The sequence below is a fragment of the Fischerella muscicola PCC 7414 genome, assembly GCF_000317205.1.
In the GTDB taxonomy this organism is placed as follows: domain Bacteria; phylum Cyanobacteriota; class Cyanobacteriia; order Cyanobacteriales; family Nostocaceae; genus Fischerella; species Fischerella muscicola.
Window position 1 is genome coordinate 23,794 of sequence record NZ_AJLK01000069.1, and the last position, 15,307, is coordinate 39,100.

The window sequence follows — 15,307 nt, forward strand, 5'->3', positions numbered from 1 at the left end:
GGGTTATTTTTTGATGAGTTTGGCGGCTGCAATTACTGCTTGACCTAATGATAGTCCGCCATCATTGCAGGGAGTTAGGCTGTGAGTTAGTGTGTTGATGCCTGAATTTTTGAGATATTTACTGAGTTGTTCTAACAAGATACGATTTTGGAATACTCCTCCGCTCAAGACTACAGTTTTGATGTGATGATGTTGACACAATGAAGTAGCTATTTTCCCAATGGCTTGAGCTAAACTGATGTGAAATTTAGCAGCTATGACTCCTGGAAAAGTTTGCTGCTGTAAGTCCTTTAATAAGGCTTGCCACAGTGGGCTTGGGTCTATACAGTAAATATTATCTAAAATGTTAATTTCAAAAGAATAATTTTGGTTTTCTTCATAATTATTTAAAATATTCCTATCAACTAAAGCTTCCATTTCCATTGCTGCTTGCCCTTCATAATTACATTCTTCTCGGCATATACCGATGGCAGCAGCTACGGCATCAAATAAACGTCCTACGGAGGAAGCTAAGGGAGAATTTATTTTTTTTGAGACTAGTTGATTGAGAAGTGGTAGGGGTTTATTGTTGAGAAATTTAATTATTTCTAAATCACCATATTGGCTGCTGATTTCTTCCCAAGAAAATGCTGATATTAATTGAGCGTAAGTGTTACGCCAAGGTTGGTAAATTGCCTGTTCTCCACCAATCATGGCTACTGGTTTAAATGTTGCTAATCGCTGAAATTGGTGATAATCTGCTAAGAGAAATTCACCACCCCAAAGTGCGTTATCTTCACCGTAACCTAAACCATCTAAGGCGATACCTAATACAGGTGATGAATCTAGAGGAAGATGATTTTCTGCCATGCAAGCGGCAATATGGGCGTGATGATGTTGGGTAGAATAAATAGGAATTTGATTGGAAAATCCTAGTTCTTGACCGAGTTTTGTAGATAGATATTCAGGATGTTTGTCAATGGCGATCGCTTCTGGTTTATGCTCGAACAAGTTTAAGTATAAGTTGAGGGTATTTTGATAGGCTGTAAAGGTGGCTGCATTTTCTAAATCTCCCAAATGTTGAGATAAAATGGCTTGTCCATCATTTAATAAACAAAAGGTATTTTTTAACTCGCCACCCATTGCTAAAATTGCTGGGACATGATCAAATCCAGGTGGTAATTTAATCGGTGCTGGTGCGTATCCTCTGGCGCGACGAATGATTTGTACTTGATCACCAACTACCCGCACTACTGAATCATCTACGCGGTTAACAATCTCTCGGTTATGTAAGAGGAAATAATCAGCTATTTTACTTAGTTTCTCTCGTGCTTCATCATTATCAATACATTGTGGTTCATCAGAAATATTGCCACTAGTTAAGACAATTGGGCGGTTCATGCGCTTAAGAATTAAGTGATGTAAAGGTGTGTATGGCAACATGAAGCCAAGGGTATTTTGTTTTGGGGCGACGGAGGGGGAGATGGGGAGGTGGGGAGATGGGGAGATGGGGGGAGTGTGAGGAGTGTGAGGAGTGTGAGGAGTGTGAGGAGTATTTTTAGTGTTTGGTTCTTTTTTCTGCAACAAGACAATGGGTGCGGCGGAACTTTGCAATAATTCTCTTTCTTTGTCGCTGACAATGCAGTATTTCTCTATGATTTCTAAATCCCGCGCCATTAAAGCGAAGGGTTTGTGATAACGCTGTTTACGCTGGCGGAGTTTTTGCACAGCTGTTTCATTTGTCGCGTCGCAAGCAAGGTGAATTCCGCCGATACCTTTGATAGCGACAATTTCACCTCTCTGCAATAAAGTACACACAGCATCGACATCATCCAACATCGAAAACATTGAAGCTGTAATTGGTTTACCATCGGCACGTTCTAATGTTGCTTTTGGGCCGCAAACATGACAAGCTACAGGTTGGGCATGAAAGCGACGGTTTTCGACATCGTTATATTCTTTGGTACACTCTGCACACATGGCGAAAGCTGCCATGCTGGTGTGAGTGCGATCATAAGGAATAGCACGAATAATACTCAAACGGGGACCGCAATAAGTACAATTTGTGAAGGGATAGCGATACCAGCGACTATAAAAATCAAATATTTCCGCTTGGCATTGCGGACAAGTAGCAGCATCGGGGGCGATTTCTGTTTTGGCAGCACTACTGATACTATGAGAAATCACAAAATCATGGAATAAAAATTCTTTTTCATAACGCTTGCGTGTGAGTTGATTAATTCTTGCTAAAGGTGGGCATTCTTGCTGTAATCTTTTGATAAATTCTTCTATCGATTCATCAGTTCCAGAAGCACGAATTAAAACGCCTTCACCATCATTACAAACATCACCACGCAACCCACAAGCCTTAGCGAGTCGATATACAGTCGGGCGAAATCCTACCCCTTGAACAGTACCGCGAACCCTTATTTCTTCAGTAGTCATTTTGCATAATTCAAAGATATAGATAAACACAGATGCACACCGATAAATCATCTGTGTTTATCTGTGTGCATCTGTGTTCGTTTTATAAAAAATTACTATTGGCATAGCCATAAATCACATAATTCATCCCATTCTCCACAGCAAAACTCGATTATTTCCAGAATCAGCAACTACCGCCGTGTTACCACAAACTTTGATGCCATAACACCAGTTAAGACTGTCTCGCTTTGGTTGTCCAAAATCCCAATTTTCTCCCTTACTCGTAAAATTATTTTGTCCTGCGATCGCATCAGCCGCAGCCCCATGCAAAGATAAAATTGACTCAGGCTTTTGCCAACCAAGTAACCGAGAATTAGCCGTATCCGCTACCAATAACCAATCACCAACCGCATCTACACCATAAGGCATACTCAAACTACTCGCACTAGGAAAATAAACCCCTTGATTCATCTCAACAACATCAAAACTTTTTTGTCCTAACACCACAGCACAAGGAGTATTATTTTCTGTAGGCATTCCCTCCCAAATCATCACACGATTATTTCCCGCATCTGTGACAACCAGATTCTCTCCCCAAAAAGTGATATCGTGACACCAACGCATACTGGAAGCAGAAGGACTACCACCGCCATTTTCATTGCGAGATGTCATATTTGGTTGTCCCAAAACTAAATCTGCTGGTTGTCCATTTTCTTCTGGTAATTTACGCCAAATCAACACCCGCCGATTTCCTGTATCAGCTACGAATAACCGCCCTTGATGATAGAAAACTCCATAACACCAGTAGAGAGAATTTGCTGCTGCTTCTTGCTTGCCTTGATTCGGTTCGTTATCACTAAAATTTACTTGTCCTAAAACTAAATCCGCTGCAACATTACTATCTTCCGGCACTTGTTTCCAAATCAAAACGCGGTGATTCCATGCATCTGCTACCGCCATTCCTTCACCACATCGACAAATTCCAGTCGGTACACTCAAAGTCCTTCTTCCTACTTTATCATTAGCATTTTGTCCTTCACTATGAAAGTCTGGTTGCCCAATTACCCAGTCAGCAGGTTGACTATCTTGGGTTGGTAAATTTCGCCATCCTAACAAGCGATGATGTCCCGTATCTGCAACCCACAACGGCCCATTTTCTGATATTAAGCAAACAGCGCGAGGACCGAACATTTCAACAGCACTAGGTGCAACAGGAGTGGCTAATTCCCCTGGTAACATCATTCTACCTAAAATTACCTCTGCACCGTTAGGTGATAATAGTGAATTATGAGTATGTAATACTGATGAAAAATTCATTTAACAACCAACAACCAACAAACAACAAACAAGCAAATTAACCTACCGCAATAACATGATTTATTTCCGGACAATATGCTTTAATTGTTTGTTCAATTCCTTGAGACAAAGTTAACGTCGAAGCTGGACAATTACTACAATTACCAATTAATTTCACTTCCACTGTATCCGGTGCTGTAATCGCCACTAATTCCACATCCCCATTATGGCTTTTTAAACCAGGACGGACTTCATCTAAAGCTTGTTGAACACGTTGTTGTAAAGGTGGTGTTGGTGATTTTACTAATTCATGATAAAGCAATACCCCGTAAACCACTTCATCTTGAACAGCATTACGTAAAGCTGATACTGACTCTTGTTTAACACTTTTAATTAAACGAGTTAAAGCTTCTTTATGTAAATCTTCAATAGCACGTTTTAAGCCTATAGCCACGCACCTTTGACTCTCTTCCCACTCAGATATTATCGCTTCAAAACGGCTAATTTCTTGTACTAATTCTTCTAGTGAAATCATTATATATTGGTTAATTGTTGGTTGTTAGCTAGAGTGCAATACGGTTCAGTGAAGCAATTTTTCCCTTCTCCTTCTTCTTTCTCTGTGTCCTCTGCACCTCTGCGGTTCGTTAGAAAAAATAACTTTGACAAAGAGTGCTAGCCTTAACTGAACCGTATTGAGTTATAGTGCGTGATAGCAAAGCCGTAACTTGGTGACTTTGTGCCTTGGTGGTAAAAAATCTTAAACCACCACGACACCAAGATACAAAGAGTTTTTATATGTTCTGGTGTACGTAGTTCATGTTAGCTACTAACAATCAAAAATTCATTTCATTCTGAAATCTTGCAGCAAGAAAGGCATAAGAGTACCCGTTGTGACGCTAGATAATATTACTGTTAGCCACAACGGAAAATGCAAGAATAACGGTACAATTAGTAACAATAAACCTATACTAGCCCCAATAGCAGTTTGCTGCCAAAAATACTGCGGATCACGTATGAGTTTACCCTTAAAAAATAATTTAGCAGAAAACCAGCCTATTTCTAACATACAACCTCCTAAAACTTAGGACAAAAATTCAAAAGTAACAATCCTAATACCATAGCTGGAATAACACCCGCAGGGGCAAATAATCCACCGATGGTAGCAGCAAATTTATAACCTAATTCTTCTCCGGCTAAAAGTATGCCGCCAATTGCACCACCTACTACAGATAATCCAGTTGCTATGATTAACCAGATCAATCCTGTAAGTAGGTTAATATCTCCTGATACTAAGGTTGTAAGTAAATCTGTCATAGTTTATTCTCCTCATAATTCATAGTTCTGCCAATACTTGGGCTACTACTTGGGCTTGTTCTATTTGTCCATATTTAGTAAAAATTTCCCAAGCTTGTTGATAGTAATTACGCGCTTGTGTGAAATTTTGCTGATTACCTGTTTCTGGTTTACTCAAGTCGTCGGGTAAATTAAGTAAAGCGTTGGCTTTGTTAGCAATCGTGTTAGCGTATTCTATTGGTGTATCTTTGAGATTACGCACTTTTAAAGCTTGATCATAAGCAGCGATCGCTCGCACTAAATTATCCAAGGGATGAGATGATGGTAAATATTGCAAGGCATTACCTAAATTATTCTGCAACATCGCATATTCCCTGGGATGATCAATGATATTAATGTGTTTTAGTGCAGCCTCAAAAGTTTGTACCGCCAAGCCTTCAAACAAATACTGCTGTTGCAAACCTCCTGACATCGAAAGATAGGCGATCGCAATATTGTTATGTAAAATCGCATATTCCTGCGGGTAATTTTCCCAGGTAAATACTCGCAAAGCTTCTTGATATAGCTGGATGCTATCTCCGATTTGTGCCAAGTTGAATGGTACTAAAGATTGTAGCACCAAGCCATAATTCATTTGGGCTTCTGCCACTTCTTCAGATGAAGCAAATTCTTGTAAAACAGGTAATGCTTCTGTGTACAAAATTTGCGCTTGTAATAACAATTCTTCTGTGTCGTTGGGTATTGCCCGTAGCGCCCCAGCCCTTCCTATTTTTGCCCGCGCTTTTAGTAAAAAGTAATCTTCACCACATAAATTTTCTGCTTCTTGATATAGGGCGATCGCATTCCACAAATCTTGAGCAGTTTTTGGTTTTTTGACAAAGCCATGTGCCATCTCAATTAGCATCTCAATTTTATCTTTTGTTGATGCTGACTCAGAAGCAATAGCAGCGATCGCTGCCTTGGTGGCGGCATCTGTAATAGTTTGTGTCATAGCAGATGTAGAGTTAGTAGAAGCAAGAAAACTCTTTTATCCTTGTGTCTTTGTGCCTTAGTTGTTCAAGATTATTTTTAATCATCAAGACACTAAGACACTAAGTATTTTCATGTTAGCTGGGTGGCAATCAATAATAATGATGAAAGTTTTTGATTGTTGAGCGCTAGCAATTAGAGATCATTTATAAAAGTAAAAATAAAATTACGGTAGGATGTGTTAGGCGCGTAATTTTGAGATGATTGGTAACAAAAACATTATCAAAGCGTCTAACGCACCGGAACATAACATGGTGCGTCAGGCTAAAGCCGTGACACACCCTAATTTAAATTTACTTTATAAATTAACTTCTAACCAGCTTATGGGCATAGTATTTGGGGAAAAATATCCAACTTGATGGGAAAATTCTTGCTAAATTCTTTGCCCCTACTATTTATTGTTTAATTTTTTTTGATTTTGTCAAGTGCAAAACTTCTAGTATACACTTGCTCTCTATACGTAAATCTCATGTTAGGTTTACTGCTGATTGAAAGCTTAAAAGGTTGTTAATATGATAATTTAATAACTGATTTGAGTATCCATCTTCAGTTACAATCTCTCATTCTTATTCAAAAATACAGAATTTTGCATTTTTATAATAGTTAAAATTACTTTTAATACAACTATATATTCTGTGTTACTTGTTACTAAAATTCTGGATTATCAGTTCTAATTAGTTTGGTTTAACACTTTATTTTTTTAAAATATTATATTATTGGAAAGAAAAGTATTTGATATTGAAAGATAAACGAGATTTCACTCGTTATAGCCTTGTGGACAGGGGAAAGGGTAAGGGATGAATAGGTAAAAATTCCTCTACTCCCAACCCCTCAACTTCTGCAACAAGTCTATTGTCAACAATACAAACACGCAGCCAATGACTAACGTATTATGGCTACAAGGTGGCGCCTGTTCAGGTAACACCATGTCATTTTTAAATGCAGAAGAACCAACTGTCTGCGATTTAATTTCTGACTTTGGTATCAACGTACTGTGGCATCCTTCCTTGGGGTTAGAATTAGGAGAAAATTTGCAAGGGATGCTGTGGAATTGTGTGCTAGGTAAGATCCCTGTAGATATTTTGGTGTTTGAAGGTACGGTAGTTAACGCCCCCAACGGTACAGGAGAATGGAACCGCTTTGCCCATCGTCCGATGAAAAATTGGGTTAGTGATTTAGCAAAAGTAGCTAAGTATGTGGTTGCAGTCGGCGACTGTGCTACTTGGGGAGGAATTCCCGCTATGGCCCCTAATCCTAGTGAATCCCAGGGTTTACAATTTCTCAAACGGCAAAAGGGTGGGTTTTTAGGGGTAGATTACCGTTCCAAAGCTGGATTACCTGTAATTAATATACCTGGATGTCCTGCTCATCCCGACTGGATAACGCAGATATTAGTGGCGATCGCCACAGGTCGCATTGGCGATATTACCCTTGACGAATTCCATCGTCCCCAAACTTTCTTCAAAACCTTTACTCAAACAGGTTGTACTCGCAACATTCACTTTGCTTATAAAGCTACAACTGCCGAATTTGGTCAACGTAAAGGTTGTCTATTCTACGACTTGGGTTGTCGTGGCCCCATGACCCATTCTTCCTGTAACCGGATTTTGTGGAACCGCGTTTCTTCCAAAACTCGTGCTGGAATGCCTTGTTTGGGTTGCACCGAACCAGAATTTCCCTTCTTTGACCTCAAACCGGGAACAGTATTTAAAACCCAAACTGTTATGGGAGTTCCCAAAGAACTACCGCCAGGGGTGAAGCAGAAAGATTATGCCTTACTCACCGTAGTGGCAAAAGACACCGCCCCAGCTTGGGCAGATGAAGACTTTTTCTTAGTTTAGGTTAGTTGATTGTTGTTTGTTGTTTGTTGTTTGGAGAAAGAAACCACCAACTACCAACCACTGTACAGACGTGCCATGGCACGTCTGTACAACAACTACCAACCACCAACCACCAACCAAAAATATTATGGGAACTCAAACATTAGACATCTCACCCGTCGGGAGGGTAGAAGGCGATTTAGATGTACGGGTGGAAATCGAAGATGGTTATGTAGTCAACGCTTGGACTCATGCCGAACTTTTTCGAGGCTTTGAAGTGATTCTACGCGGCAAAGACCCCCAAGCTGGCTTAATTGTTACACCCCGTATCTGTGGAATATGCGGTGGTTCTCACCTTACCTGTGCATCTTGGGCATTGGATACCGCCTGGGAAACCGAAGTTCCACGCAATGCGATTTTAGCTAGAAACCTCGGTCAAATCGTCGAAACAATTCAAAGTATACCCCGCTATTTTTACGGCCTATTTGCCATTGACCTCACTAACAAAAAATACCAAAATAGCCGCTATTATAACGAAGCAGTCCGCCGCTTTGCTGCTTTTACTGGCAAGCATTACGAAATTGGCGTGACTATTTCTGCCAAACCTGTAGAAATTTACGCCCTTTTGGGTGGTCAATGGCCCCATTCTAGTTACATGGTTCCTGGTGGCGTCATGTGCGCCCCTACCCTCACAGATATTACCCGCGCCTGGTCAATCCTAGAATACTTCCGCACAAATTGGTTAGAACCTGTGTGGTTGGGCTGTTCTTTGGAACGCTACGAAGAAATCCAGACCTACGATGACTTTATGGCTTGGTTGCATGAAAACCGTAACCATCGCCAGTCAGACTTGGGTTTCTATTGGCGTATGGGTTTAGATATTGGTTTAGATAAATTTGGTGGTGGTGTAGGTAAATACGTCACTTGGGGATATCTACCCCATGAAGATAAATACCAAAAACCAACCATCGAAAGCCGCAACGTTGCCATGATCATGAAGAGTGGGGTGTACGACAGTTACAGCGACACTCACACCTTGATGGATCATACCTTTGCCCGGGAGAATACCACTAACTCCTGGTACGACGAAGGTACAGCAGATGTTCATCCTTTTGACCGCACCACCAACCCCACCGCCAAAAATCACAAAGACTTCAACGGTGCTTATTCTTGGTCAAGTGCAGTACGCCATATCGAATATGGACGTTTAGAAGCTGGCCCCTTAGCGCGGCAATTGGTCGCAGGTGGTACACATGGCGAATCTTGGCAACATTATGATGGATTTATCCTTGATGTTTTCAAGCGTATGGGCGGTCCCAGCGTCCATGTCCGTCAGTTGGCGCGGGTTCACGAAATTGTCAAGTTGTATCGTCAAGCCGAACACTGTCTACGGGAGTTCAAATTAAATGAACCTTGGTACATCAAACCCAAACAAAAAGATGGTCGTGGTTGGGGTGCAACAGAAGCAGCGCGCGGTTCCCTGTGTCACTGGGTAGAACTAGAAGACGGCAAAATCAAGAACTACCAAGTCATCGCCCCGACAACATGGAATGTCGGGCCTCGCGACGCACAACAAAAGCGTGGCCCCATTGAAGAAGCCTTGGTGGGTATACCCGTTGCTGATCCAGCCGACCCTATAGAAGTAGGTCATGTCGCCCGATCCTTTGATTCTTGCTTGGTGTGTACAGTTCACGCCCACGATGCCAAAACAGGCGAAGAGTTGGCGCGCTTCCGAACAGCTTAGAGAGGGTGTGAGGGGTATGAGGAGTATGAGAAAAAAATATTTTTTTACTCCCCATACTCCCCCACCTCCCCACTGCCCCTAATCCCCACTCCCTTGGGGGAGTGGGGGCCGGTGAGTTCCCCACCTCCCCATCACCCCACCTCCCCACCTCCCTCCCACTCCCTACATCTATATTTCAAAAGGAAAATTAGTGTCTAACTCAGAATTACATAATTATCTTCCTGGTCTTCCCGAAGCAGCACTCCAAGAGTTCACACAATGGTGTGTGCTGGAACAAGCAACAGCAGCAGGCTACGAATTCACCCCGGATCTAGTGAAGTTAGAAAACCTGGAGACTGTAGATTATATTCAAGAATTGGTTGGTCAATTTGCTGATGCTACCAGGAAATCAATTGAAGGAAGTATGGCTATTTTAGTGGCAGGAAAGCAAGCTGATACTCATGCTTTGCCTGGTATAGCAGCGATCGTTGATTTTATTTCTCTGTATGTCAAATATTTAGTTCCTAAAGGCCCAAACAATGAATTGCCACCTGATGAGAAGCTAAATTTAGCATCAAAAGAACAGTTTGAGCAGCTTTGTCAAATCGCTAAAAAATATAGTGTAGAAATCTAGGGAATACCAACAAATATAGGAATCCGGTTTGATTATTGAAAAAATCTAAGTAGTACTCGACCACATAAGTTTTGACTCTTCGCGAGGCGTTAGATCCCCGACTTTTTTAAAAAGTCGGGGATCTGGCCAACCTATCAAAATCTATTTGGTGAACTAGTAGCGTGTGTTATCGGCGAGAGTACGGCACCAAAAACTTAGAATGGCGCGTTACGCCATTAGAGGCTGGTAGGAAATTTCATTTTTCAGGGGATGACCCTGCTCAAAATCCGTAATGTTGGAGACTGTTGTAGTGGAGATATCAGTTAAAGCATTACGGGTAAAAAATGCTTGATGGGCTGTAATTACAACATTAGAAAATGATTGCAACAGTTGAAAAGCATCATCCTGAATCACGGTATCAGATAAATCTCTAAAAAAGAGTTCATCTTCTTGTTCGTAAACATCAATACCCAAGTGACCAATCTTGCCAGATTTGATACCCTCGATTACTGCTTTGGTATCAATTAGCCCACCTCGACTAGTGTTAATCAGCATCATACCAGGTTTCATTTGAGCGATCGCACTTGCGTCAATTAGGTGATGTGTTTCGGGTGTGAGAGGACAGTGTAAGGAAATAATATCTGCATTGGCGAATAACTCTGGTAATTCCACGTAACGCGTATTACCAATTGCTTCAAACTTTGGATTGGGAAAAGCATCATACCCTAGCAAATGACAGCCAAATCCATGCATGATTTGAGCAAAAATAATCCCGATTTTGCCTGTGCCAATAATGCCGACGGTGCTACCATACAAATCGAATCCCAGCAGCCCTTCTAGGGAAAAATTATCATCCCGAACTCGGTTGTAAGCACGATATAGGCGGCGATTCAACATCAAAACCAAACCAACAGCATGTTCCGCTACAGAAAAGGGAGAGTAAACCGTGACTCGCGCTACTTTAATTCCCAATTCTGCGGCTGTTTTTAGGTCTACATTGTTGAAACCAGTAGAACGTAGTGCTATAAAACGAGTACCCTGTTCAGCCAATATTTCCAGGGTTTCAGCACCCAGATCATCATTGACAAAAGCACAAACTGCTGGACACTCAGCCGCCAGAGAAGCTGTTTTCGGAGTGAGTCGGGTATCAAAGTAAACAAACTCATGATTTGCTTGGGCTGTTGCATTTGCTGCATCCAAAAACTCGCGGTCATAAGACTTGGTGCTGAAGACTGCAACTCTCATAAAATATCTCGGATGAACTCAATACCTAATTTTCCAGCTGCAATGATTCTCTACGATTACGAGAGTGTACACAAGAGCAAATCAGCCAGTTAATACCATTTTGGAGTTTTTATTAGGAAATTTTGAGCGATCGCTCCCAAACACTCACAGAAATACCTATAGTCATCAGCTAGAAAATTTTTGGCTGCAATTACACCCTCAAACCCTCAATATTCTCACTTCAAACCTCAACGTTCTCGCTTTAAGCCTCAACTTTCTCACTTCAAACCTCAATGTTCTCGCTTAGAACCTCAAACTTATAATAACCAGGGTTAAAATACTCAATTATGATCCAATACGGTTCAGTTAAGGTTTTGATCCCCCCTAACCCCCCTTAAAAAAGCTATCCATTACCCGGATCTTTCTCAACAAAACGTAAAAAGACTTAAATAAAGGCAAAAAGGTTGATAGATATAGTTTTGAGGAGGAGAAAAAACACTATAGTGTTCCTAAATCATTCGTGAACAACAAGATCCCCGACTTTTGAAAAAAGTCGGGGATCTGGCTTCTTTGACTGTCGTTGTCAAGGCGTAAGTCCTAGATTTTGCCTACGGTTAATTTCTTGCAGGTCGAGGGCATAATTCAATTTCAAAATATTAACTCCAGGTTCGCCAAAAATACCTAAAAATCTACCCTCTGTATACTGTTTAATAAATGGCACTATCTCTTCTCGAGTAATATTACGCGCCCTCGCCACCCTTTCTAGCTGTTCTTGTGCTGTTCTCACAGAAATATGTGGATCTAAACCAGAACCGGAAGTGTAAATGATGTCAGCGAAGGGTTGAATGCTTTCATCACTAAGTTCACTGGATTTCTCAACCACACGGTTAAGCAAGTCTGGACTACTGGGAGCAAGATTGCTTCCACCTGATACACCAGTCGGTCTACCTAATTTTCCTTGACTATACCTAACAGCGCTAGGACGACCTTGAAAATAACGTTCAGAACGGAACTGTTGACCAATTAAAGCAGAGCCAATTGCTTCCCCTTGGATATTTTGCATAATACTACCGTCTGCTTTTTCTTTAAAAAACGTTTGACCGACTCCCAAAACAGCAACCGGGTAGATAATTGCTGTCACCAACCACAGTAATATAGTTATGCGAATAGCTCTGGTAATTTCTCGAATAATAAACATAATTGGTAATTGGTAATTGGTAATTGGTAATTGGTAATTGGTAATTGGTAACAGAATAACTGTTAAAAACGTTCTGGTTGGAAAATAACAAAGAATAAGTAAACTACTAGTGCCAATGTTATAAAACCTAAAATACCAATTGCCCAAGCTGATCGACGTTCCAAAACACCGTCAGCAACCGCATAAACAGCAGGAGCAATCACTAAATTTAGACACAAACTAATAAAAATTACCAGTGGTAACTTTTGTTTACGCCATTGTGTCCAAATAAAAGAAATTGGCTCTACAATATCTGCTGATAAAAACTTATTAAAGATATTAACTTTTTTATTTATATTCATTTTGTTTTGTCGCCTTATAAAAATACAAGTCAAAAAATATATAGCAGTTTGCTCTTGGATGCAGTATTGGATAAAAAACGAACACAGATTAACACAGATGCACACCGATTAAGCTGTACTTCATCCAAACGAGAAGCGCTATATATTCATTTCCCCATGTTCTCTTCCTATGCGAATCCTATAGCTGTAATCATCAAATCAATTAACTTAATCGCAATAAAAGGTGCAATCACACCACCCAAACCATAAATCAAAATATTGCGCTGTAATAACTGATTAGCAGTCAAAGGTCGAAATTTTACACCCTTGAGTGCTAAAGGAATTAAAACAGGAATAATCAATGCATTGTAAATTAGCGCTGACAGCACAGCAGAATTAGTGCTGGTTAGCTTCATGATGTTCAAGCCTTGTAAGTTGGCAGCAGCAAATAATACAGGAATAATTGCAAAATACTTAGCAATATCATTGGCGATCGAAAATGTTGTCAATGCTCCTCTGGTAATCAACAATTGCTTACCAATGCTAACTATATCGATGAGTTTGGTCGGGTCAGAGTCTAAATCCACCATGTTTGCTGCTTCTTTGGCGGCTTGAGTACCCGTATTCATTGCTACCCCAACATTCGCCTGTGCCAGGGCTGGTGCATCGTTTGTACCGTCTCCGGTCATTGCTACTAGTTTGCCTTTTTCCTGTTCTCGTTGAATGACAGAGATTTTGTCTTCTGGGGTAGCTTCGGCAATAAAATCATCAACTCCAGCTTCTTTAGCAATCACAGAAGCGGTAATGTGGTTATCACCTGTCAGCATGACGGTGCGTACTCCCATACGCCGCAACTGATCAAAGCGATCGCGTATTCCTGGTTTAACTATATCTTTGAGATAAATCACACCATAAATTTCCCCATCCAGACATACTGCTAGTGGTGTCCCTCCTTGCTGGGAAACCATTTCGTAGGCAGCATCTAGATCCGGTGTTTCTTGCCCGTTGCGTGTACGTACAAATCCTTTAATGGCATTGACCGCACCCTTACGCGCTTCTTTGCCGTTGGGTAAATTTGTGCCACTCATGCGAGTTCTAGCGGAAAATTCTACTGCTTCGGCTTTTTCCGGATCAAAATCAATTCTGGTTCCCAATTTTTCCGCCAGTCTAAATATAGATTTCCCCTCTGGAGTTTCATCAAATATACTTGCTACCAAAGCCACATAAGCAATTTCTTCCATTGAGTGACCGTTGACGGGAATAAACCCTTCTGCCAGACGGTTGCCTAAGGTGATTGTGCCTGTTTTGTCAAGAACCAAGGTGTTTACATCACCACAAGCTTCCACGGCTCGACCGGAGGTGGCAATCACGTTAAACTGGGCTACCCTATCCATACCCGCAATCCCGATCGCACTCAGTAACCCGCCGATAGTGGTGGGGATCAATGCTACCAACAGCGCTACTAAAACTGCGACGCTGACTTGAATTTGCACATACTGAGCAATGAATGGCAAAGTTGCCACTACAAACAAAAACACTAAGCTGAGAACTGCCAATAATACTGTTAATGCAATTTCATTAGGTGTTTTGCTGCGTTCTGCGCCCTCTACCAAAGCAATCATTCGGTCTATAAAACCCTTGCCTGGATCAGCAGTAATCCGGATGATCAGTTCATCGGAGATAATGCGCGTCCCACCAGTAACCGAACTAGCAACATCAGAACCTGGTTCTTTTAATACCGGGGCAGATTCGCCAGTAATTGCTGATTCATCCACACTGGCAGTACCCATAACTACTTCACCGTCGGCGGGAATAGTATCACCAGCAACAACGTAGACAGTATCACCCTTTTGCAAGCTGGTGGAAGGAACTTCTGTAATTGCACCATCGGGAAACAGCTTTTTGGCAATAGTTTCTGACTTGGTTGAGCGCAAAGCATCCGCTTGGGCTTTACCTCTGCCTTCAGCAACTGCTTCGGCAAAATTAGCAAACCAAACAGTGAAGAATAAAATTACCGTGATGATGCCGTTGAATAACCGTGGGTTTTCCTCGCTGACTGGCCCAAACAAATTAGGTTCAATTGTCACCGCTAGGGTAATTAGTGTCCCAACCCAGACTAAAAACATGACTGGGTTTTTTACTGCTTGTTTAGGATTGAGCTTCACAAAAGCATCTTTGATGGCTCGCAGATAAATACCTCTAGTATTGATCTGCGACTGTTTGCGAGCATGACGGCGATCGTTGGAACGAGAACGTGGAGGTTTGGGAGGTTTGGGGGTAGTAGCAGCTGGATTCATAGATATGGGGAAGTGGGGAGGTGGGGAGGTGGGGAACTCGGGGTCCCCACTCCCCAAGGGAGTGGGGATTAGGGGCAGTGGGGAGGTGGGG

General features: G+C 41.6%; 14 protein-coding genes. 4 read left to right on the top strand and 10 right to left on the bottom strand.

The window, feature by feature from the left end; genetic code table 11:
• Positions 1-3: 3 nt before the first annotated feature.
• The 6 genes from hypF to UYI_RS0109990 form a co-directional block, all read right to left on the bottom strand.
• Complete coding sequence (hypF, locus tag UYI_RS0109965; RefSeq protein ID WP_016866519.1) at positions 4-2,424, bottom strand: carbamoyltransferase HypF; 2,421 nt, start codon at positions 2,422-2,424, stop codon at positions 4-6.
• Between the two features lie 123 nt (positions 2,425-2,547).
• A complete protein-coding gene (locus tag UYI_RS0109970; RefSeq protein WP_026085862.1) occupies positions 2,548-3,720 on the bottom strand; it encodes an NHL repeat-containing protein in 1,173 nt (390 codons plus the stop codon).
• Positions 3,721-3,757: 37 nt separating this feature from the next.
• Positions 3,758-4,234 (bottom strand): NifU family protein, encoded by a 477-nt coding sequence (locus tag UYI_RS0109975; protein WP_016866521.1) that lies wholly within the window; start codon positions 4,232-4,234, stop codon positions 3,758-3,760.
• Positions 4,235-4,540: 306 nt separating this feature from the next.
• Entirely contained in the window at positions 4,541-4,765 is a 225-nt protein-coding gene (locus tag UYI_RS0109980) for a hypothetical protein (RefSeq protein WP_016866522.1), read from the bottom strand.
• A gap of 8 nt (positions 4,766-4,773) precedes the next feature.
• Positions 4,774-5,013 carry a hypothetical protein gene (locus tag UYI_RS0109985; RefSeq protein ID WP_016866523.1) on the bottom strand — a complete coding sequence of 80 codons (240 nt, stop codon included), beginning with the start codon at positions 5,011-5,013 and terminating at the stop codon, positions 4,774-4,776.
• A 19-nt stretch (positions 5,014-5,032) separates the two neighbouring features.
• Positions 5,033-5,983, bottom strand: coding sequence for a tetratricopeptide repeat protein (locus tag UYI_RS0109990; protein ID WP_016866524.1), 951 nt, complete (start codon positions 5,981-5,983; stop codon positions 5,033-5,035).
• 916 nt (positions 5,984-6,899) lie between these two features.
• Between UYI_RS0109990 and UYI_RS0109995 the strand changes: the two genes are divergently transcribed.
• The 3 genes from UYI_RS0109995 (at position 6,900) to UYI_RS0110005 (ending at position 10,198) form a co-directional block, all read left to right on the top strand.
• A complete protein-coding gene (locus tag UYI_RS0109995; protein WP_026085863.1) occupies positions 6,900-7,862 on the top strand; it encodes a hydrogenase small subunit in 963 nt (320 codons plus the stop codon).
• A gap of 127 nt (positions 7,863-7,989) precedes the next feature.
• Positions 7,990-9,585, top strand: a complete 1,596-nt coding sequence (locus tag UYI_RS0110000) for a nickel-dependent hydrogenase large subunit (protein WP_016866526.1) — start codon at positions 7,990-7,992, stop codon at positions 9,583-9,585.
• A 190-nt stretch (positions 9,586-9,775) separates the two neighbouring features.
• On the top strand, positions 9,776-10,198 hold the full coding sequence (locus UYI_RS0110005) for a hypothetical protein (protein WP_016866527.1): 423 nt from the start codon (positions 9,776-9,778) through the stop codon (positions 10,196-10,198).
• Positions 10,199-10,405: 207 nt separating this feature from the next.
• Here the strand turns inward: UYI_RS0110005 and UYI_RS0110010 are convergent, their stop codons facing one another.
• A complete protein-coding gene (locus tag UYI_RS0110010; RefSeq protein WP_016866528.1) occupies positions 10,406-11,422 on the bottom strand; it encodes a 2-hydroxyacid dehydrogenase in 1,017 nt (338 codons plus the stop codon).
• A gap of 64 nt (positions 11,423-11,486) precedes the next feature.
• On the opposite strand from UYI_RS0110010, the gene UYI_RS34730 reads away from it, so the two are divergent.
• Entirely contained in the window at positions 11,487-11,708 is a 222-nt protein-coding gene (locus UYI_RS34730; protein WP_235147929.1) for a hypothetical protein, read from the top strand.
• Between the two features lie 276 nt (positions 11,709-11,984).
• Here the strand turns inward: UYI_RS34730 and kdpC are convergent, their stop codons facing one another.
• From kdpC to kdpB, 3 genes are all read right to left on the bottom strand, one after another.
• Complete coding sequence (gene kdpC / locus UYI_RS0110015; protein WP_016866529.1) at positions 11,985-12,599, bottom strand: K(+)-transporting ATPase subunit C; 615 nt, start codon at positions 12,597-12,599, stop codon at positions 11,985-11,987.
• A gap of 62 nt (positions 12,600-12,661) precedes the next feature.
• Positions 12,662-12,940: a K(+)-transporting ATPase subunit F gene (kdpF, locus tag UYI_RS0110020; protein ID WP_016866530.1), complete on the bottom strand. Its 279-nt coding sequence runs from the start codon at positions 12,938-12,940 to the stop codon at positions 12,662-12,664.
• Between the two features lie 167 nt (positions 12,941-13,107).
• Entirely contained in the window at positions 13,108-15,216 is a 2,109-nt protein-coding gene (gene kdpB / locus UYI_RS0110025) for a potassium-transporting ATPase subunit KdpB (RefSeq protein ID WP_026085865.1), read from the bottom strand.
• Between the last annotated feature and the right edge of the window lie 91 nt (positions 15,217-15,307).

Excerpts from the sequence above, each read along its gene's own strand:
- UYI_RS0109995 (WP_026085863.1), top strand. The coding sequence starts at position 6,900 with ATGACTAACGTATTATGGCTACAAGGTGGCGCCTGTTCAGGTAACACC.
- hypF (WP_016866519.1), bottom strand. The coding sequence starts at position 2,424 with ATGACTACTGAAGAAATAAGGGTTCGCGGTACTGTTCAAGGGGTAGGA.
- UYI_RS0110010 (WP_016866528.1), bottom strand. The coding sequence starts at position 11,422 with ATGAGAGTTGCAGTCTTCAGCACCAAGTCTTATGACCGCGAGTTTTTG.
- kdpB (WP_026085865.1), bottom strand. The coding sequence starts at position 15,216 with ATGAATCCAGCTGCTACTACCCCCAAACCTCCCAAACCTCCACGTTCT.
- UYI_RS0109970 (WP_026085862.1), bottom strand. The coding sequence starts at position 3,720 with ATGAATTTTTCATCAGTATTACATACTCATAATTCACTATTATCACCT.
- kdpF (WP_016866530.1), bottom strand. The coding sequence starts at position 12,940 with ATGAATATAAATAAAAAAGTTAATATCTTTAATAAGTTTTTATCAGCA.
- UYI_RS0109975 (WP_016866521.1), bottom strand. The coding sequence starts at position 4,234 with ATGATTTCACTAGAAGAATTAGTACAAGAAATTAGCCGTTTTGAAGCG.
- UYI_RS0109990 (WP_016866524.1), bottom strand. The coding sequence starts at position 5,983 with ATGACACAAACTATTACAGATGCCGCCACCAAGGCAGCGATCGCTGCT.
- kdpC (WP_016866529.1), bottom strand. The coding sequence starts at position 12,599 with ATGTTTATTATTCGAGAAATTACCAGAGCTATTCGCATAACTATATTA.
- UYI_RS0109985 (WP_016866523.1), bottom strand. The coding sequence starts at position 5,013 with ATGACAGATTTACTTACAACCTTAGTATCAGGAGATATTAACCTACTT.
- UYI_RS0109980 (WP_016866522.1), bottom strand. The coding sequence starts at position 4,765 with ATGTTAGAAATAGGCTGGTTTTCTGCTAAATTATTTTTTAAGGGTAAA.
- UYI_RS0110000 (WP_016866526.1), top strand. The coding sequence starts at position 7,990 with ATGGGAACTCAAACATTAGACATCTCACCCGTCGGGAGGGTAGAAGGC.